Annotated in this window: 13 protein-coding genes; 3 read left to right on the forward strand and 10 right to left on the reverse strand. The window is 74.0% G+C overall.

The window, feature by feature from the left end:
* Positions 1-72: 72 nt before the first annotated feature.
* The 8 genes from ACFQ7Q_RS30715 to ACFQ7Q_RS30750 form a co-directional block, all read right to left on the reverse strand.
* A complete protein-coding gene (locus ACFQ7Q_RS30715; protein WP_383560792.1) occupies positions 73-1,185 on the reverse strand; it encodes an NAD(P)/FAD-dependent oxidoreductase in 1,113 nt (370 codons plus the stop codon).
* A complete protein-coding gene (locus ACFQ7Q_RS30720) occupies positions 1,182-2,513 on the reverse strand; it encodes an FAD-dependent oxidoreductase (RefSeq protein ID WP_383560795.1) in 1,332 nt (443 codons plus the stop codon). Before ACFQ7Q_RS30720 ends, ACFQ7Q_RS30715 begins: the two co-directional genes overlap by 4 nt.
* Positions 2,510-4,642: a molybdopterin oxidoreductase family protein gene (locus ACFQ7Q_RS30725; RefSeq protein ID WP_383560797.1), complete on the reverse strand. Its 2,133-nt coding sequence runs from the start codon at positions 4,640-4,642 to the stop codon at positions 2,510-2,512. Before ACFQ7Q_RS30725 ends, ACFQ7Q_RS30720 begins: the two co-directional genes overlap by 4 nt.
* Positions 4,635-5,987: an MFS transporter gene (locus ACFQ7Q_RS30730; protein ID WP_383560838.1), complete on the reverse strand. Its 1,353-nt coding sequence runs from the start codon at positions 5,985-5,987 to the stop codon at positions 4,635-4,637. Before ACFQ7Q_RS30730 ends, ACFQ7Q_RS30725 begins: the two co-directional genes overlap by 8 nt.
* 110 nt (positions 5,988-6,097) lie before the next feature.
* The gene (locus ACFQ7Q_RS30735) at positions 6,098-7,660 is read right to left on the reverse strand and encodes a lyase family protein (protein ID WP_383560800.1); all 1,563 of its coding nucleotides are present in this window, start codon (positions 7,658-7,660) and stop codon (positions 6,098-6,100) included.
* Positions 7,661-7,703: 43 nt separating this feature from the next.
* Positions 7,704-9,725, reverse strand: coding sequence for an FAD/NAD(P)-binding protein (locus tag ACFQ7Q_RS30740; protein ID WP_383560803.1), 2,022 nt, complete (start codon positions 9,723-9,725; stop codon positions 7,704-7,706).
* A complete protein-coding gene (locus tag ACFQ7Q_RS30745) occupies positions 9,722-11,311 on the reverse strand; it encodes a class I adenylate-forming enzyme family protein (RefSeq protein ID WP_383560805.1) in 1,590 nt (529 codons plus the stop codon). The genes ACFQ7Q_RS30740 and ACFQ7Q_RS30745 overlap by 4 nt, the downstream gene beginning before the upstream one ends.
* A gap of 198 nt (positions 11,312-11,509) precedes the next feature.
* A complete protein-coding gene (locus ACFQ7Q_RS30750) occupies positions 11,510-11,962 on the reverse strand; it encodes a GNAT family N-acetyltransferase (protein WP_383560808.1) in 453 nt (150 codons plus the stop codon).
* A 100-nt stretch (positions 11,963-12,062) separates the two neighbouring features.
* Between ACFQ7Q_RS30750 and ACFQ7Q_RS30755 the strand changes: the two genes are divergently transcribed.
* Positions 12,063-13,046, forward strand: coding sequence for an NADPH:quinone reductase (locus ACFQ7Q_RS30755; RefSeq protein WP_383560811.1), 984 nt, complete (start codon positions 12,063-12,065; stop codon positions 13,044-13,046).
* A gap of 240 nt (positions 13,047-13,286) precedes the next feature.
* The gene (locus tag ACFQ7Q_RS30760) at positions 13,287-15,257 is read left to right on the forward strand and encodes a helix-turn-helix domain-containing protein (protein WP_383560814.1); all 1,971 of its coding nucleotides are present in this window, start codon (positions 13,287-13,289) and stop codon (positions 15,255-15,257) included.
* Between the two features lie 225 nt (positions 15,258-15,482).
* Here ACFQ7Q_RS30760 and ACFQ7Q_RS30765 read toward each other — a convergent pair whose 3' ends face one another.
* Both ACFQ7Q_RS30765 and ACFQ7Q_RS30770 read right to left on the reverse strand, forming a co-directional pair.
* Entirely contained in the window at positions 15,483-16,727 is a 1,245-nt protein-coding gene (locus ACFQ7Q_RS30765; protein WP_383560817.1) for an IS701 family transposase, read from the reverse strand.
* A gap of 459 nt (positions 16,728-17,186) precedes the next feature.
* A complete protein-coding gene (locus ACFQ7Q_RS30770; RefSeq protein WP_383560819.1) occupies positions 17,187-18,287 on the reverse strand; it encodes an LLM class flavin-dependent oxidoreductase in 1,101 nt (366 codons plus the stop codon).
* A 155-nt stretch (positions 18,288-18,442) separates the two neighbouring features.
* On the opposite strand from ACFQ7Q_RS30770, the gene ACFQ7Q_RS30775 reads away from it, so the two are divergent.
* Positions 18,443-19,171, forward strand: a complete 729-nt coding sequence (locus ACFQ7Q_RS30775; protein WP_383560821.1) for a DsbA family protein — start codon at positions 18,443-18,445, stop codon at positions 19,169-19,171.
* The last annotated feature ends 4 nt before the right edge of the window (positions 19,172-19,175 follow it).

Raw genomic sequence — 19,175 nt, forward strand, 5'->3', positions numbered from 1 at the left:
CCGCCGGAGATCCCGGCGGCGCCGCGTCGTGCCGCTCCGGCCCGGCTCGGGAAGCCACCGGCCCCGGGTGGTTCAGGGGAGCGCCGCGCCGACCTCGACCCGGCCCAGCAGGGTCCGTCCGTCCGGCGCGAGCACCAGCTTCCGGTAGCGGCCGCCGGCCCGGTCGGCCTCGGTGAACTCGATGGCCCCCTCGGTACGGGCATGGATGTCGCCGAAGCCCGAGACCCCGATGCCCAGCAGCTTCAGCCGCGTCGGCCGGACGGTGTCCGTGAACGGCGTGTGGCCGAGGCCGAGGAGCTGGCGGGCCACGGACGCGGCCATCCGCAGGCCGGGGGCGACGAGCCCGTGGCAGCGGCCCTCGACGGCGGCGCACTCGCCGACCGCCCAGATCCTCCCGTCCGCGGTCCGCAGCCGGTCGTCCACGAGGAACCCGCCCCGTTCGCCGGTCGCCAGGCCCGCGGCCGCGGCGAGCTCGTCACGCGGCCGGATCCCGGCGGAGAAGACGACGAGGTCGGCCTCGATCTCCGTACCGTCCGCGAGCCGCACCCGGTCCGCCTCCACGGACACGGTCGTCGCCCCGCAGTGCACCTCGACACCGAGGTCGCGCACCAGCGCGGCGAGGAGCCCGCCGCCGGCCGCGTCCACCTGGAGCGGCATGAGGCGCGGGGCCGCCTCCACGACGTGCGGGCGCATCCCGAGGTGCCGCAGCGCGTCGGCGGCCTCCAGACCGAGCAGCCCGCCGCCGATGACGACACCGGGGCGGCCGGCGCGGGCGGCGGCGCGGATCGCGTCGATGTCCTCGACGGTGCGGTACGTGAAGCAGTGCGGCAGGTCGTGGCCGGGGACGGGCGGCACGAAGGGCCGGGACCCGGTGGCCAGGACCAGCGCGTCGTAGCCGAGGCGCCTCCCCTCGGCGCATCGCACGGTCCGCCGCTCCCGGTCGATCCCGGTCACGGTCGTGGAAAGGCGCACGTCCACCAGCGAGTCGGGGGCGGGCAGCGCGAGATCGGCGGGCGTCGGGCCGGAGACGAGGGAGGAGAGCGCGACCCTGTCGTAGGCGCCGCGCGGCTCCTCCCCGAGCACGACCACCTGCCATCCGTCGGTCCGGTCCAGGGTGCGCAGCTCCGTGACGAGCCGGTGCCCGACGGGTCCGTAGCCGGCGACGACCAGCGTCCGGCGGCTCATGCGACGCCCTCCGGGACGCGCAGCGCGGCGCACACCGCGCGGACCGCGTCGGCGCAGCCGCCGCAGCCGGTGGTCGCCCGGGTCGCCGCGGCCACCGCCCCGACGTCCCGCGCGCCGTCCTGCCAGGCCCGCACGACGGCCCCCTTGCTGACGTTGTTGCAGTGGCAGAGCACGGCCTCGTCGGCCAGCGCGGCGGGGTCGGCCCCCGGGCCCCCGGGCCCGGCCCCGGCCTGCGGGCCGAGCAGGAGGGCGAGCCGGTCGGCGGGCACGGGGCGTCCCCGGTCGTACAACTGGCCGACGGCCGCGATTCCTTCGGGCAATCCGACCAGCACGGCCCGTACCACCTTCTGCTCCGTGATCTCGATCCGCGCGTACCGCCCCCGAGCGGGGTCGGAGAACGTCACGACCTCGTCGCTCCCGGCCCGCCCCGCCGCCCACCCGCGCGGCCCCAGGCACAGGACGTCCAGGCCCGGGACGCGCGGCCGGACGAACGGAGGAGCGGGGGCGTACGAGGCGTCGCCGCCCGTCAGAAGGGCGGCCAGGGTCTCCGCCTGCGCCAGGGCGCCCGCCAGGTCCGCGGCGCTCGCCGGGTCCGGGGTCTGCGTGCATGCGCCGATCGCCCGGATCGCGGGGTCGCTGGTGCGCAACCGGTCGTCGACGACGACGCCGCGCCGGACCGTCAGACCGGCCCGCTCGGCCAGCGTGGTCTCCGGAGCGGTGCCGGTGCACCGCAGGACGGTGTCCGCGCCGAGTGTGTCGTCCGCCGGGACGTAGGCGCCCAGCCGCAGCTCGATGCCCCATGCCTCGAGCCGCGCGGCGACCAACTGCCCGGAGAACTCGTCCAGATGGTGGTGCATCGGATACGGGCCGCAGTGCGCCAGGACCACGCGGTGGCCGCGCCTGCGCAGCGCCGTCGCCGTCTCCACGCCCAGGACGCCTCCGCCCACCACGGCCACCTTGCCGCGCACCGGGCGGGTGCAGTCGGCGAGGGTGTGCACATCGCCGGCCGGCCGCGCGCCGGTCGCCAGGACCAGCGTGTCGTAGCCCAGGCGGGTGCCGTCGGCGCATCGCACGGTCCGCCGCTCCCGGTCGATCGCGAGGGCCCGCAGGCCCGTCCGTACCCGTACCCCCGACGGTGGCGGCGGCAGGGTCAGCGCGCCCGGTGGCAGGCTGCCGGCCAGGACCGGACCGAGCAGGGTGCGCTGGTACGCGGGGTGCGGCTCGTCGCCCAGCACGGTGACAGGACCCCCGTGCCCGAGGGCCGCGAGACGGGCGGTGAGCCGATGCGCGGCGAGGCCGTTGCCGACGACCAGGATCCGCCCGTTCACGCGGTCACCGGAGCCCGTACGGCGTCGTCGGCGCCCACCGGAGTCCGTACCGGCTCGACCCGTACCGCGCTCACCTTGAACTCCGGCATCCCGCTCCGCGGGTCGAGCGCCCCGCCGGTGAGCAGGTTCGCCCGCCCGTCGCCCGGGAAATGGAACGGCAGGAATACCGTGTCCGTCCGCAGGCTCTCCACCAGACGCACCCGCGCCACCACCGAGCCCCGCGCCGACACCACCCGGGCGAGCTCGCCCGCCGCCACACCGGCCCGCCGGGCCGCGTCGGGGTGGATCTCCACGTACGGATCGGGCTCGGCCTCGTTGAGGCGCGGTACCCGCCGGGTCTGCGCCCCCGACTGGTAGTGGGCCAGAACCCTGCCGGTCGTCGCGTACAACGGCAGTTCGGAGTCGGGCAGTTCGGCGGAGTCGCGGTGCTCGACCGGCAGGAAGCGGGCCCGCCCGTCGGGATGCGCGAAACCGTCCAGGAAGAGTCGGGGCGTGCCCGGATGCGCGGGCCCCGACGGCACCGCGGGGCACGGCCAGTGCAGCGCCTCGCCCGCGTCGAGCCGTTCGTAGCTCACCCCGGAGTAGTCCGCCCGGCCACCCTCCGTCGCGCGCCGCAGCTCCTCGAAGACCTCGCGCGGGCGGGCGGGATACCGCTCGGCCGGTTCCCCGAGGCGTACCGCGAGCCCGCGCAGCAGTTCCAGGTCGCTCCGCACCCCCGGAGGCGGTTCGAGCAGCGCCCTTCGGCGCAGCACCCGCCCCTCCAGATTGGTCAACGTGCCCTCCTCCTCGGCCCATTGGGTCACCGGCAGGACGACGTCCGCCATCCGCGCGGTCTCGGAGGGGACGAAGTCCGCCACCACCAGCAGGTCGAGCGCGGCGAGCCGCTCGGTGACGTGTCCGGCGTGCGGGGCGGAGACCACCGGGTTCGAGCCGAACACGAGCAGGGCGCGCGGACCGTGGGGCGTCCCCAGCGAGTCGAGGAGTTCGTAGGCGCTGGGTCCCGGCCCCGGAAGCGAGGCGGAGTCCACGCCCCACACCCCGGCCACATGCTCACGCGCCGCCGGGTCCGTGATCATCCGGTAGCCGGGCAGCTGGTCCGCCTTCTGGCCCAGTTCCCGCCCGCCCTGTCCGTTGCCCTGGCCGGTCAGACAGCCGTAGCCGCTGCCCTCCCGGCCCGGGAGCCCCAGGGCGAGCGCCAGATTGACGAACGCGGAGACCGTGTCGGCGCCCTTGCTGTGCTGTTCGGCGCCCCGCCCGGTCAGGACGTAGGCCCGTCGGGCGTCGGCGAGCAGCCGCACCGCCTCCCGCTGGTCCGCGACCGGCACCCCGGTCACCCGCTCGGTCCGCTCGGGCGTCCAGGGCAGCGCCCGCTGCCAGGCCGCCTCGAAGCCGTTCGTCCGCTCCCGGACGAAGGTGTGGTCGAGCCGTCCGTCGAGCACCGCCAGCTGCAGCAGGCCGAGCGCCAGGGCGAGGTCGGTGCCGGGGGCCGGCCGAAGATGCAGTGCGGCCCGCTCGGCGGTGGGGGTGCGGCGCGGGTCGAGGACGATCAGCGCGGCCCGGTCCAGATGGCGCATCAGCGGCGGCATCGTCTCGGCCGGATTCGCCCCCGCGAGCAGCACCACGTCGGCGCGCCCGAGATCGGTGACCGGGAACGGCAGACCCCGGTCGACGCCGAAGGCGGCGTTGGAGGCGGCGGCGGCCGAGGACATGCAGAAGCGGCCGTTGTAGTCGATCCGGCTGGTGCGCAGCGCGAGCCGGGCGAACTTGCCCAGCAGATACGCCTTCTCGTTGGTGAGCCCGCCACCGCCGAAGACGCCGACCGCGTCCGGGCCGTGCTCCCGCCGGATGGCCCGCAGTCGCCCCGCGACCAGGTCGAGGGCGGCGTCCCAGCCGGCCGGGGCGAGTCGTCCGTCCCCGCCGCGCACCAGCGGCTCCCGCAGACGGTCGGCCGCGGTCAGCACGTCCGGCGCGGTCCAGCCCTTCTGGCACAGACCGCCCTGGTTGACCGGGAAGGCCGACGGGGTGACGGACACCTCGCCGAGGGCGCGGCTGAGCCTCGTACCGCACTGCAACGCGCAGTACGGGCAGTGCGTATGGACGGTTCGGGAGCGGGAGCCGTGGTCAGACACGGGTGACTCCACGGTGTACGGGCGGGGCCGCGAGTGGCCGGCGGGTGCGGGCGGCGGGGCGCAGATAGACCGCCCAGGTGACCGCCACGCACAGCGCGTAGAAGCCGAGGAAGGCGAGGAAGGCGGGGGCGCCGCTGCCGCCCTCGGAGCCGTACGCCGCCCGGAAGGCCAGGTTCACCGCGACGCCGCCGAGCGCGCCGACGGCGCCCGCGATCCCGATGACGGCCCCGGAGAGGCGCCGCGCGCGGGCGAACGCCGCCGTGGCGTCGGCGCCCTCGGTGACCTCACGGCCCGCCCGCTCGGCGAAGACGGCCGGGATCATCTTGTACGTGGAGCCGTTCCCGATCCCCGTGAGCACGAACAGGACGGTGAAGCCGCCGACGAAGAGCCCGAACGACCCCTGCGCCGAGGCGAGGAGCAGTCCGCCGGTCCCCGCCGCCATCGCCACGAACGTCCACGCGGTCACCAGGGCCCCGCCCCAGCGGTCCGCGAGCCGCCCGCCGAAGGGGCGGGCGAACGAACCGAGCAGCGGACCGAGGAACGTGTACGACGCCGCCTCCAGCGGACTGGAGCCGAACTGGGTCTGCAGGACCAGGCCGAAGGCGAAGCCGTACCCGATGAACGAGCCGAACGTGCCGATGTAGAGCAGCGAGATCCACCATGTGTGCGGGGTGCGCAGGGCGTCGCGCTGGGAGCCCTTCTCGCTCCGCACCGGCGCCAGGTTGTCCATCCGCAGGGCGGCGAGGAGCGCGACGGCGACGATCAGCGGGAGGTAGAACGCGGCGACGTAGGCGGGGTGGGTGTCGCCCACGGTGGCGATGACGAGCAGCCCGAGGAGCTGGACGACGGCGACCCCGAGGTTGCCGCCGCCCGCGTTGAGCCCGAGGGCCCAGCCCTGGTGGCGCTGCGGGAAGAAGGCGGTGATGTTCGTCATCGAGGAGGCGAAGTTGCCGCCGCCGACGCCGCCGAGCGCGCCGATGACGAGGAACACCCACAGGGGCGTGCCCGGCCGCTGCACGAAGTACGCGGCGGCGGAGGCGGGCACGAGCAGGACGGCGGTCGCGAACACGGTCCAGTCGCGGCCGCCGAAGCGGGTGACGGCATGGCTGTACGGGAGCCTCAGCGCCGCGCCGACGAGGGTGGGGGTGACGACGAGGAGGAACTTCTCGCCGGGCGTGAACGGCAGCCCGATACGGGGGGACATGAACAGGACGAGGACCGACCACATGCTCCAGACGGAGAAGCCGATGTGCTCGGAGGCGACGGACAGTACGAGATTCCGCCGTGCGATCCGCTTCCCCCGGGCCTCCCAGAACCGGACGTCCTCGGGGTCCCAGTCCTCGATCCACCGGGAACGGGGACCGGGGCGGGACGGGGCCGGGGACGGCTCCGTCCGCGGCGGTGGCGACTCGGGCCCCGGCCCGGACCCGAGCCCGGGCCGGGGGCCGGCGGTGCTCACGACGCGCCCTTCAGCGCCCGGTCCACCAGGGGGCCCGCCGCGCCCGTGTAGGCGGCCGGGTCGCACAGCGCGTCCACCTCGGCCCGGTCCATGACGCCGGCGAGCTCCGGGGAGTCCGCGAGGACCTCGGGCAGCGGACGGCCGTCCCGGTCCGCCGTCACCGACGCCCACGTGAGCAGCTCCTTCGCGGCGGCCTTCCCGAGGCGGGGAGCCAGCACGGTCGCGATCCGCTCGGAGACGATCCGGCTGCCGGTGAGCGCGACGTTCTCCCGCATCCGCTCGGCCCGCACCTCCAGGCCCTCCACCAGCTCGACGGCCGTGTGCGCGGCGCCGCCGGTCAGCCGCAGGCACTCCCGCAGCAGTTGCCATTCGGCATGCCAGACCCCGGCCGACCGCTCGTCCTCGGCGACGAGGCACTGCGCCAACGCACCCGCGAGCGCGGGCACCTGGAGCGCGGCGGACCGGACGAGCGTGGCCAGCACCGGGTTGCGCTTGTGGGGCATCGCCGACGACGCCCCGCGCCCTGCCCCGCCCGACGGCTCGGCGACCTCGCCGACCTCGGTCCGTGCGAGCGACTGCACGTCGATCGCGACCTTCCCGAGCGCCCCCGTGGCGAACGCGAGCGCGAACGCCAGATCGGCGACGGGCGCCCGCAGCGCGTGCCACGGCACCAGGGCCGTCCGGAGCCCGGTCTCCTCGGCGAACGCCTCGACGAGCCGCTCGTGATAGGCGCCGACGTCGAACCCGCCGAGAGCCCGCCCGTCCGGCACCGTGCCGGCCTCACCGGCCCCGCCGCCCGGAACCCGGCCCGCCGGGCGCGCACCGTCGGCCGACGCCTCGGCGGGCTCCGTCGGGCCGCCGTGGCCGCCACCCGGCACCGGACCCGCGGCACCGGCGGAGTCCCGCGGTCCCTCGTCCGCCGCCAGCCGGGCGTACTCCACGTACCCCGCCAGCGTTCCCGCCGCGCCGCCCAGGGAGACCGGGAGGGTCTCCTGGACGCGGGCCAGGCGGTCGTCGGCCGAGAGGAGCAGGGTGTGCCAGCCCGCGGCCTTGAGGCCGAAGGTCGTCGGGACCGCGTGAAGAGTCAGGGTGCGGCCGGCGATCAGGGTGTCGCGGTGGCGTTCGGCGAGTGCGGCCAGTGCCGCCGCCGTACGGGACAGGTCCGCGCGAATCAGCCGCAGGGCACGGTCCGCGACCAGCATCGTGCCGGTGTCGAAGATGTCCTGGCTCGTCGAACCCCGGTGGACGTACTCCGCCGCCGCCGGGTCCTGTGCCGCGACCACCCGCGTCAGCGCCTGCACCAGGCCGACCACCGGGTTCGCGGTCTCGCGGGCCGCGAGGGCCAGGGCGCGGACGTCCAGGCGCTCCGCCCGAGCCGCGTTGGAGACGGCCCGCGCCGCCCACTCCGGGACCGTGCCCAGCCGCGCCTGCGCCCGGACCAGCGCCGCCTCCGAATCCAGCATGGCCTGCAGCCACGCCCGGTCGCCGACCGCCGCCTCCACCGGCGTTCCGGCCCGCACGGGCGAAAGCAGCCCCGCGTCGTCGTAGGACCGGGTCACACGATCACCCCGGCGCGCCAGGACGCCCCGTCGCCACGCCCGCTCACACGATCACCCCGGCGAGCTCCGTCGCGGCCTCCCGCGTCACCGGCCGCACCCCCGCCGGCACCTGCGCGGTCGGCGGCAGCGCGCACAGCGCCCGCGCGATCGCGTCCGAGTCGCCGAGGGTCACCGAGTCGACGCCCGGCCGGATCCCGGCCGCGGTCACCCAGTGCACGGACTCCGTCGGCACGCCGTACGCGAACCGGCGCGGGTGCGGCCGGCCGCGGCCGTCCACCACCCGGTACGGCCGCTCGGTGACGGCCAGGCCCCCGGTCTCGTAACTCGTCCCGCAGGAACCGGGGATCCGGTACGGCGCCGCCTGGTCGGTGTCGAGCAGGTGCAGCAGCAGCGGGTCCTGGGTGCGCCGCACGTCCGGCTCCGGCAGCCGCGCCTCGATCAGCACCGCCGCCCGCACCGGCGGCCCCGGCACCGTGTCCGACGCGGCCACGAACGACGGCGCCGCCGCGTCGAGCCGGATCTGCGTGCCCGGTCCCGTGACCTCCAGGACTCCCGCCTCGATCAGCGCGATCATCTCCTCGATACGGGAGGCCGGCGGGCCGATCGACAGGAAGCCGTTGAGCGGGGTGTACCAGCCCTCCAGGTCGTCCCGGTGCGAGTTGCCCTCCAGGCCGCCGTGGTCGACGGCGAGGCGGACCTCGTTGCGCAGGTCCCGCAGCACGTCCAGCGCCGCCTTGAGCGGGCCGTCCACATTGCCCGCCCGCGCCTCCACCACGTCCTGCTCCAGATGGCCGACGAGCCACGCCCGGAAGTCGTCCCGGCCGGTGAACTCCCGCTCCCCGTACGGGCGCGACAGCTTCTCCCAGTCCCAGCGGCGGGGCTTCTCGAAGCCGTACGAGGCCACCAGCGCCGCCCTGCCGGACTCCTCGGCCGCGGCCAGGTACCGGATGGTGAACTCCTCGCGCTCGGCGCCGCGCCCCAGGGAGTCCAGGAGCGTGCCGTAATAGACGCTCTCCACCTCCCGCGAGATCACCGGCCACAGGTCCTGCGCGAAGTTCACCCGCTCCCCGTCGACGTTCCGGGCCCGCAGCCGGGCGATGAACTCCGGGGTCAGCAGCTGCGGCAGATACCGCCCGTACGCACCCTTCTGGTTCTCACCGCGCGCGTGGTACGGCACCCCGCGCCGGGAGGACGCGAACAGCTTCGGCTCCCGCCCCGACGCGCGGTACACCAGACGGCCGTCGCGCCGCTCGAAGACCCCGCCCCGCCCGGCCGTGAACAGCGCCATGTGGTCGAAGAAGTTCAGCCCGAGGCCGCGCAGCAGCACGTGCTCGCCCGGCTCGATGCCGCTCAGGTCCAGGTCCGCCGGGTTGGCGGGCGTGATGTAGCGCAGGTTGTGGATCCGGGCCAGGCTCGCCGTACGGGCCTCGCGGGCCGTCAGCCGGGCCGGCACATGGCCCTGCGCGAGAACCACACCGTCGAGGTGGTTGAGCCGGGTGCCGTCCTCGAGCCGTACGCCCTGCGGGCCGCCCGGCACCCCGTGGGTGTCGGCCATCGCGACCGCCCGCGACCGGTGCAGCCGCACCGTGACGTGACCGGGCGCGCGGGCCACCACCCGCTGGAAGGAGTCGTGCAGATACCGGCCGTAGAAGGCCCGCGAGGGGTACGAGTCCGGGCCGAGCCGGCGTGCCTCCTCCAGGGTCGCCTCGTCGTATCCGTCGGTGCCCGCGCTCTGCGCGCCCGTGCCGTCCTGCGTGAGCACGGCGAGCGCCGCGAGCTCCTGCGCCCACTCGTAGAGGCTGGGACCGGGCTCGACGGGGCCGTCGATCCGGGCGCTGTCGTCGGTGTACACGGTCACCTGCGAGGCGACCGTGTTCATCAGCAGATGCCGCGACTGCTCCGTCCGCCACACCGCCCCCGCGCCCGGGGCCGCCGGGTCGACGACATGGAGGGTCAGGGTCCGGTGGGTGGGCGCGATGCGCTCGTTGGCGCAGATCCGCTCCAGGACCGACAGGCCGCGCGGTCCGGCGCCGACGATGCAGTACTCCGCATGCGTGTCGTTCATGCGCGCTCCCCGGTGGTCGTCGCGGTGCCGGCGGCGAGCAGCTTCGCCAGTTCGAGCCGCTTGATCTTGGTGGTGGCGGTCTGCGGCAGCTCGCCGAGCCGCCACTGGACCGGCTCCGCCATCGGCGGCAGCGTGGCCGCCGCCGCCTTCCAGGCCGCCGGGTCCAGCGGGCGGTCGTCCTTGGTGCACACCACCGGGACGGCCCGGCCGTCGGTGCCGGGGATGATGATGACCTCGGCCAGCTCCGGCAGCTTCCCGAAGAGCGTGTCCTCGGCGGCGAGCGTGGAGCCGAAGCCCTCGATCAGGTCGACCTCCCGGTCGAGCAGATGCACACAGCCCCACTTGGTGCGGTAGCCGACATCGCCCATCCGCCACCAGCCGTCCGCGGACACCTGCTGGTCGTACCGCTCCTGCTCGCCGAGGTAGGTGACGATCCGGCCGTCGCTGCGCACCTCGATGTAGCCCGGGTTCTCCGGCGAGGGCTCCTTGCCGTCCCGGCCGACCACCCGCACGTCCGTCATGCCCGGGAAGGGGCGGCCGACACAGCGTCCGTCGTCGTCGAGCGAGCGGCGCCGGGTGAAGGCGCGGACCACGGCGGGGCCGACCTCGCTCTGCCCGTACAGCTGGCCGAAGAGCGGCGCGCGCCGCTTCGTGGCGCGCAGCAGGGTGTGCACGGTCCGCGGGTGGATCGCGTCGAAGGTGGAGGAGAACAGCTTCACGTTGGACAGCGGCTCGCGCGGGTCGCTCGCCAGCTCCTCCCACTCCATGAAGGAGTTGGGGTGCGCCTCCAGGATGCCGGGCTTCAGCCGCGCGAACAGGTCGGCGGCCTGCTTGGCGTCCGGGTCGGCGAGCACGATGATCGGGAAGCCCCGGAAGAGGGAGATCGCGAGCGCGGTGAAGAGCCGCGAGTGCACGAACGACACATGCATCGCGATCGTCTCGCGGCCGCGGATCAGCGGCGCGACGGCGGAGATCTGCGGCCGGTAACGGGCCTGCAGCGTACGGCCGGTGTGCACGGCGAGCTTCGGGGTGCCGGTCGTGCCCGAGGTGTGCGTGATCAGGGTCGGGTGCTCGGGCGGCATCGTCACGGCGGGGACCCGTGCCACGCCCGCGAGGCCGGCCAGCTCCGTCGCGCCCTCGTGGCTGCCGGAGGCCAGCAGCACCTTCCCGGCGAGCTCGAAGACCTCCGGCGGCAGCTCCTTCTCCAGCTTCGCCGCGTCGGTCAGCAGGAACGGCCGGTCCGTGCGCCGCACCAGCTCCGCGGCGGTCGCGCCGTCCAGCTTCGGCGACAGAAGCACCGGTACGGCCCCGATGCGGGCGATGGCACAGGACAGCAGCGTGATGTCGAAGCCGTCGGACTTGTATACGACGACCCGCTCCCCGGGGCGTACCTTCGCCGCCCACAGCCGGGACGCGAAGTCGTCGATCAGGTCGGCGATCTCCGCGACCGTGGTGCGTCGGCCGAGGTCGGGCGCGATGTCGAGGTCGTGGTCGAGGATCACCACGTTCGCCGGATGCCGGGACGCCGCTCGCTCGAACAGCGTGCCCAGCCGGATTCCACGGTTTCCAATGCGCTGCAGCAGCATGTCCCCAGGCTTTCGTCAGTAGAAATGCCGAGTTCGGCAGAGATCAGCAGTGATCGGCAGAGGTCGGCAAGGCGAATTCGGGCCGCTCCCGCAGGAATGCGCGGGTGAAGAAGGGCGGACGGAGAATGGACGGAGCTATTTCGCCGTTCTCGGAAGGGGATACTGCTGAGCACCTGGGGAGATGGTCAACGAAGCCAATCAGGGTACGTCAAGTCCGGTCCCCAACTCCTGTGCGAAGTGGAGGGCCACGATGTTCATCCGCTGTGCGTGGTAGAAGCGTTGTGCGCCGTGGTTGACCGTGCCCGTGTCGAGTTCCATCCGTACGCAGCCGGACCGCCGGCCCCGCTCCCGCAGTTCGTCGAGAAGGCGCGCCCCCACCCCGGCCGAGCGGGCGGCGGGATCGGTGACGAGGTCGTCGACGAAGAGCAACCTGCCCCGGCTGGTGGCCAGTACGCGGTGCGAGGCCACACCGAGGCAGCGCCCGGTGGCGTCGCGCGCGGCGGTGAAGACCAGGCCCTGCCGGTGGGCGGCCGTCGCGAACTCCAGGAAGCCGTCCGCGTCCAGGCCGGGGCGCAGGGCCCGGATCAGGGAGCCGACGTCGGCATCGAACACGGGGTCGTCCGGAGCGAGATCGGTCATTGTCAATTCCATGAACGTCAGCCTAGGGCCGTAATGCCGCACGATCCGGCCGAGTTGACACACCATGGGGCGCGCGGAAGAAATCACGGAACGGCCCTGCCAGTATCCGGGTATGCGCGCTGCCTACATCGAAGAGCTCGGACCGCCGGAAGCGATTCATTACGGAGAACTGGCCGAACCACGCCCCGGGCCCACGGATGTTCTGGTCGACGTCCTGGCCACCACGGTCAATCCGGTCGACACATTCGTACGGTCCGGAGTCTTCAGCACGCCGTTGCCGTTTCCTTTCGTGATCGGCCGCGATCTCGTCGGCCGGGTCGTGGAGAGCGGAGCGGGCGCCACCGGATTCACCACCGGCGATCTGGTGTGGAGCAACAGCCTGGGCCACGAGGGGCGTCAGGGCGCCGCGGCCGAGAAGGCCGTGGTCGCGGCCGACCGCCTCTACCGGCTCCCGGCCGGAGTCGACCCCGAGACCGCCGTCGCCGTGGTCCACCCGGCGGCCACCGCGTACCTCGGACTGTTCACGCACGGCCGCGTACGGGCCGGGGAGACGGTCGTGGTCGCGGGCGCGGCCGGCAACGTCGGCAGCGCGATGGTCGCCCTCGCCGTGTGGGCGGGGGCGCGGGTGATCGCCACCGCGCGGCAGCGGGACGCGGAGTACGTCGCCTCGCTGGGCGCCTCGGAGGTCTTCGACTACACCGATCCCGCCGCGCACGAGCTGATCCGCAAGGCGGCCCCGGACGGTGTCGACGCCTACCTCGACGCCTCCGGCACCAACGACCTCGCGCACAGCGTGGACCTGCTGGCCCGCCGGGGCCGCATCGTGCTTCTCGCGGGCGCCCGCAGCCGTCCCGTCCTGCCCGCCGGGCAGCTCTACATGAAGGACGGCTCGATCGCGGGCTTCGTCATCTCGCACGCCACCACGGCCGAACTGGCCGAGGCCGCCGAGGCGATCAACCACCTCCTCGCCGCGGGACTGCTGTGTCCGCGCGAGATCGAGGTCCGCCCGCTGAGCGAGGCCGCCGAGGTCCACCGCCGCATCGAGACGACGGGCCCGCACGGCACCCGTCTGGTGCTCCGCACGCCGGGGGCGTGAGGCGAGGGCCCTTCCCGACTCCCCACCCAGGTCGACCACCTTCCGCCCATCCCCCCGGGCGGAAGGTGGTCCCACGACACCGCTCACCGTGCCCGGCGGTGATCTCCCCACCCTGCTCACGCGGCGGGAACGAAGTGGCCGAGGTCACCGTTGACCCTCTCCTGGAGCCGAATTAGTTTCGGCCAGCGGTACGGGTTCCCTCCGGGGCTCCCGGTTTCTCTCAACAACGGGGGTTGGGACATGTCCAAGCACGGCGCGGACGGCGGCGGGGGCACCGACGCGCTCACGGTTCTGGAGCTGCTGGCCCAACAGGCCCCACCCAGCCGCTACGAGACGCTCCTTCACGAGGCCCGCGGCGCGGGCACTCCGGCGGACGAACTGGCCCGGCTCGAACGGGCCGTCCACCTCGCGACCGGTATCTCCTCCTCCTTCGACCGCCGCGAGCAGCGCGAGGCCGGCCTCGCCGCCCTCGTCGACACGGCCCGCGACCTGACGCTGCCCTACGACCTCGACAGCCTGCTGCGGGTCATCACCCGCCGCGCCAAACGGCTCCTGTTCCTCGACATGGCGTACGTCAGCCTGCGCGACACCAACGGGACCTCGTTCGTCCACACCACCGAGGGCTCCCACACCGGTCTCACCAACGGCCTGCGCATCCTCGACGGCCACGACCTCGGCGGCGAGGCCCACGCCCACGGCGAACCGGCCTGGACCTCCGACTACCTGGAGGACGACCGCTTCCCGCACGCGCGATCGGTCGACGAGGTCGTCCGGGCCGAGGGACTGCACGCCGTCATGGCCCTGCCGATGCGCAGCGGGGACACGACCGTCGGCGCGCTGTACGGGGCGGACCGCAGGGTCCGCCACTACACCCCCGACGAGATCGGACTGATGTCCTCACTGGCCGACCTCGCCGCCGTCGCCATCGAGAAGGCCGGTCTCCTCGACCAGACCCGCGCCGAGGTCACCGAACTGGAGCTGGACAGCTCCCGGGCCAGGTCCAGCCTCACCCGGATGCGGCACGTCAGCGAGGCGCACAGCCGGATCATGAACCTCGTCCTGGCGGGCGGGGACCTGTGCAACGTCGCCAAGGCCGCGGGGGACGCGCTCGACGGGACCGTCATGATCCGCGATCCGGGCGGCCGCAGGCTCGCCTCCGGCGGCGAGATCCCGGGCCTGGACGAGGAGTCCGTGGCGAAGGCGTCGTTGGACGCGCACGCCGGCCGCCGGCCCGTCGTGACCGGCGACAACACCTGGGTCGCGCCCGTCATCGCGGGCTCCGAGGACCTCGGCGTCCTGGTGATGCGCGCGGACACGGGACTCACGGGCGAGGACGAGCGACTGCTCGAACTGGCCGCGCAGTCCGTCGCGTTCCTGCTCCTGATGCAGCGGTCCACGGCGGTCGCCGAGGGCCCGGTCCGCGACGAGCTCCTCGACGACCTGCTCGCCGACCCGCAGCACGCCCCTCCGCAGCAGCTGGTGCAGCGCGCCGGCCGCCTCGGCATCGATCTGCGCAAGCCGCACGTCCTGGTGGTGGCCCGGCCGGAGGGCGGGGAGCAGGGGCGGGCCGTGGTGTGGGCGTCCTCGTACGCGTACCGGATGTCCGGTCTGAAGACGGTGCAGGGCGGCTGCCTCGTCCTGCTGCTGCCCGGGCTCGACGCCTCGGCGGCCGCCCGCGCGGTCTCCGGCGAGCTGGCCCCGCTCCTCGGCCACCCGGTCTCGGTCGCCGCGGCGGGTCCCGGCTGGAGTCCGGACGGGGTGGGCCGGATGTATCTGGAGGCCATGCGCTGCCTGGACGCGATGAGCGCCCTGGGCGGATCGGGTTCCGCGGCGTCCGTGCAGGACCTGGGGTTCCTGGGGCTGCTGCTCTCCGACGACCACGACGTTGACGGCTTCATCGAGTCGGCGATCGGTCCCGTGCTGGAGTACGACGCCGAACGGTTCACCGATCTGACGCGCACGCTGGAGGCGTACTTCGCGTCGGGCGGCAGTCCGACGAACGCGGCGGAGGCGCTGCACGTCCATCCGAACACGGTCTCGCGGCGGCTGGAGCGGATCGGCGAACTCCTCGGCGCGGAGTGGCAGAAGCCGGGCCAGGTCCTGGAGGTCCAGCTGGCCCTCCGCCTCCAGCGCACCAGGGACGTCCTGGCCCAACAACGCGGCACCGACACCACCCGCCCGACCCCGGACACACCCCGACCGCCGTCGTGACGCGGGGACGTGCCGAGGCCGTGACGGGAGGGCCGCGAGGGCCCCGCCGTCGCGGGGCGCCGGGCCGGGTTGTCGGTCCCGCCGTCGTGACGCGGCGGGCGGGGACGTGCCGACGCCGTGACGCGAGAGCCGCGACCCCGCCGTCATGACGTGGCGGGGTGGGAGACGTCAGGCTCCATGACCGGCCGGGGCGGGGGCGCGGTGGCCGCCCCGCCCCGGCCGGTGTCAGCCGGCGGAGCCGTACGCGGCGTCCCAGTCCGTCGCCAGGACCGTCGCCGCGTGGGCCGCCGAGGCCAGGGTGATGTGGCGGTGCCAGCCGCGGAACGAGCGGCCCACGAAGTCCCGCAGCCCCGCCCCCTCGCCGACCTGGGTGAAGTCGCGCTCCACCCGCCCGGCCAGCTTCGTCAGCCGGAGCAGCGAGCCGACCGTCGAGCCGTTCAGATCGGTGATCCAGAGCCGGGCCGGGGGCCGCCGCGGGTCGTCCCACTCGCCGAGCAGCAGCAGCGGACGCATCCGTTCCCCCGCGGGCGCCGGCAGCGCGACCCGTACCACCGTCGCCAGCGACGTACGCGAGGTCCGCGCGCCGGTCGCCGTGTCCAGCCAGCTCACCGGGCGGCGCAGGCCCTTGAGCGACTCCAGGATCTGCTGGGCCGGCAGCGGCCCTGCGCCGAAGCCGGGCAGCGCCCGGTCCGCCACCGCGAGCCTGCACGTGGCGCCGATCCGGGCGACGACCGGAACACCCGCGCCGGCCAGCCGGTTCAGCGCCGCCCGCCCCGCGCCGCCCCGGATGTCGAGCAGCACCGGCTTGCGGGTGACGTCCTGCCAGCGTGCCGTGTCGAGCGCCGCCGCGACCGCGCACTCCTCCATCGTCTCCTCGCCCGCACCCTCCGGAACCTCCGCCCGGTCGCGCCGGGTCCGGTCCTTCACCCACGGATCGGGGAGGAAAAGCCGCCAGTTGACCGGAACGCTCAGTTCCTCGGCGGCGAACCACACGCCGAACGCCTGCTGGCCGCGGAAGACCTGCCCGCGCTCGGGGTCGAACCGGCGGTCCACGCCCACCGAGTGCTCGCCGGCCTTGGGTATCGGCATCGGCCGCACCACCCACGCCTGCGGGCAGCTGTTCTGCTCCAGGAACCCGGCGAGCGCGGCCCGCATCGGCCGCCAGTCCCAGGTGGAGCTGGAGATGAAGTGGTGCAGGCTCTGCTCGGCGGCCGGCCCGCCGATCTGCGCCGCGATGTTGCGGATGGACTTGCGGCCCTGCGCGGTCAGCAGCCCCCGGAGGTACTGCTCCGCCTTCAGCCGCTGGTCCCGCCGGGGGAAACCCGAGAAGAGCGTGGCACAGAGCTCGTCGTAGACATCGTCGGCCACCGCGTTCCGGTACGCCGCGGAGTGCGGCACGTGCCCGGTGCGGTGCTGGATTCCCAGTGGATCGAAAAGGGTCCTGCTCTTGGTTGCGACGGATGTACTCACGACACTCCTGCCTACGGTTTTGCAGCTCCCTCCAGCTGCATCTCCACCGTCTCGTCTGGGCGTCGGCGGCACGAGGTGTACCCGGCACCCCACTGGGCCGCCGGATGGTGGTCGGACCACCGTCGCCGGGCCGGGGAGTGCCGCAGCGGGTGCCGGGCCCCGGCCGGACGGGGGGTGGGGTGTGGCCGGACCACCGGAGCCCCCGCGACCGGTCGCGGGGGCCCGCGTCGGGACGGCATACCGGGAGGGGGGATCTGACAGACTCTGCGGCCCGGCTTTGACCGCCATGTCGCCCGGGTCGACCATCGCAGAACGAGGCGGCACGGGCCGGCCCCTGGTTAATGCCCCAGGCCAGGGACCGCGCCTGTCCGCCTCGCTCAGTTCGCGGGGGCCGTTCGGCCCGTTCCGCTTATGCGCCTTCCGGCCACGCGCCGATGTGCGCGCCGGCGCTCGTACCGACTACGCGCCGGCCTTCGCGGCGCTCTCCGCGTCGCGCGCCGCCACCCGGGCCGCATGGGTGGGGCCCTCGGGCACGCCGGCCGGGCGCAGGCTCTCCATCTCCTTGCGCAGCACCGGGACGACCTCCTCGCCGAGCAGATCGAGCTGCTCCAGGACCGTCTTCAGCGGCAGGCCGCCGCTGTCCACGAGGAACAACTGCCGCTGGTAGTCGCCCACATACTCGCGGAACGACATCGTGCGGTCGATGACCTCCTGCGGGGACCCGACGGTCAGCGGGGTCTCGCGCGTGTACTCCTCCAGGGACGGACCGTGGCCGTAGACCGGCGCATTGTCGAAGTACGGGCGGAACTCCCGTACCGCGTCCTGGGAGTTCCTGCGCATGAACACATGGCCGCCCAGCCCGACGACGGCCTGCTCGGGCGTGCCGTGCCCGTAGTGCGCGAACCTCTTGCGGTAGAGGCGGACCATCTTGGCCGTGTGTTCCTTGGGCCAGAAGATGTGGTTGGCGAAGAAGCCGTCGCCGTAGTACGCGGCCTGCTCGGCGATCTCGGGGGAGCGGATGGAGCCGTGCCAGACGAACGGCGGTACGCCGTCGAGCGGGCGCGGCGTCGAGGTGAAGCCCTGGAGAGCCGTACGGAAGCGGCCCTCCCAGCTCACCACGTCCTCCCGCCACAGCCTGTGCAGCAGCGCGTAGTTCTCGATGGCGAGCGGGATGCCCTGGCGGATGTCCTGGCCGAACCACGGGTAGACCGGGCCGGTGTTGCCGCGGCCCATCATCAGGTCGACGCGGCCGTCCGCGAGATGCTGGAGCATCGCGAAGTCCTCGGCGATCTTCACCGGGTCGTTGGTGGTGATCAGCGTCGTGGACGTGGACAGGATCAGCCGCTCCGTGCGGGCCGCTATGTGCCCGAGGAGGGTCGTCGGGGAGGACGGTACGAACGGCGGGTTGTGGTGCTCGCCGGTCGCGAAGACGTCGAGGCCGACCTCCTCCGCCTTGCGGGCGATGGCGACCATCGCCTTGATCCGCTCGTACTCGCCCGGCGTGGTGCCGTTCGTGGGATCGGTGGTCCTGTCCCCGACGGTGAAGATTCCGAACTGCATGACACAACACTCCAAGCCGCCCCAGGAAAGTATGTCCCCTCCATAGTGCACGACCCGGAGCGGAAACGGAAACTTATCCGGAAAGCCCCCGGCGTGGTGACGAAGTCGGTCGCGGTCACTGGACGAGCCGCCCGACGACACCCACGCTCACAGCCATGACTCCCGTACGAGACGCGCAACCGCCCGTCGTCACCGCATGGTCGGACATCGGCTGTCCCTGGGCCTCGCTCGCCCTGCACACCCTGCGGGCCACCGCCGCAGAGCGCGGGCAGGACCTCCTGATCGACCACCGCGCCTTCCCGCTGGAGCTGTTCAACCGCCAGCCCACGCCCAAGCACATCGTCGACGCCGAGATCGTCATGCTCGGCGCGCACCGCCCCGAGCTGGGCTGGCGGCTGTGGGACGCGCCCGCGTGGGAGTACCCGTCGAGCGTCCTGCCCGCCCTCGAAGCCGTCCAGGCGGCGAAGGCGCCCGAGGTGGGCGGGGTGCGCGGCTCCGACCAGCTCGACGCCGGGCTGCGGAAGGCCTTCTACACCGAGCACCGCTGCATAGCGATCCACTCCGTGATCCTCGACATCGCCGAGACCTGCCCCGACGTCGACGCCCGGGCCCTGGAGGCCGCCCTCGCGCGCGGCGCGGGCCGGCGCGAGGTGTACGAGCAGTGGCACGAGGCCCAGGGCCCGCAGATCCAGGGCAGCCCGCACTTCTTCGCGGATGGCGGCTACGCGGCGCACAACCCGGGTGCCACGTACGTCTTCACCGGCGACCTGTACAACGGCGGCTTCCCGCGCCTCGACCACTACGACGCGGGCTGGGCGGGGGCGCTCCTGGACTCCCTGGTCGCCGAGCAGGCGTCCGACGGCTCAGGGCGGACGACCGCCTAACCTG

Origin of the sequence: Streptomyces sp. NPDC056527 (assembly GCF_042794475.1) — a bacterium.
Lineage (GTDB): Bacteria > Actinomycetota > Actinomycetes > Streptomycetales > Streptomycetaceae > Streptomyces.

Excerpts from the sequence above, each read along its gene's own strand:
- ACFQ7Q_RS30770 (WP_383560819.1), bottom strand. The coding sequence starts at position 18,287 with ATGCAGTTCGGAATCTTCACCGTCGGGGACAGGACCACCGATCCCACG.
- ACFQ7Q_RS30740 (WP_383560803.1), bottom strand. The coding sequence starts at position 9,725 with ATGAACGACACGCATGCGGAGTACTGCATCGTCGGCGCCGGACCGCGC.
- ACFQ7Q_RS30760 (WP_383560814.1), top strand. The coding sequence starts at position 13,287 with ATGTCCAAGCACGGCGCGGACGGCGGCGGGGGCACCGACGCGCTCACG.
- ACFQ7Q_RS30750 (WP_383560808.1), bottom strand. The coding sequence starts at position 11,962 with ATGGAATTGACAATGACCGATCTCGCTCCGGACGACCCCGTGTTCGAT.
- ACFQ7Q_RS30715 (WP_383560792.1), bottom strand. The coding sequence starts at position 1,185 with ATGAGCCGCCGGACGCTGGTCGTCGCCGGCTACGGACCCGTCGGGCAC.
- ACFQ7Q_RS30775 (WP_383560821.1), top strand. The coding sequence starts at position 18,443 with ATGACTCCCGTACGAGACGCGCAACCGCCCGTCGTCACCGCATGGTCG.
- ACFQ7Q_RS30755 (WP_383560811.1), top strand. The coding sequence starts at position 12,063 with ATGCGCGCTGCCTACATCGAAGAGCTCGGACCGCCGGAAGCGATTCAT.
- ACFQ7Q_RS30745 (WP_383560805.1), bottom strand. The coding sequence starts at position 11,311 with ATGCTGCTGCAGCGCATTGGAAACCGTGGAATCCGGCTGGGCACGCTG.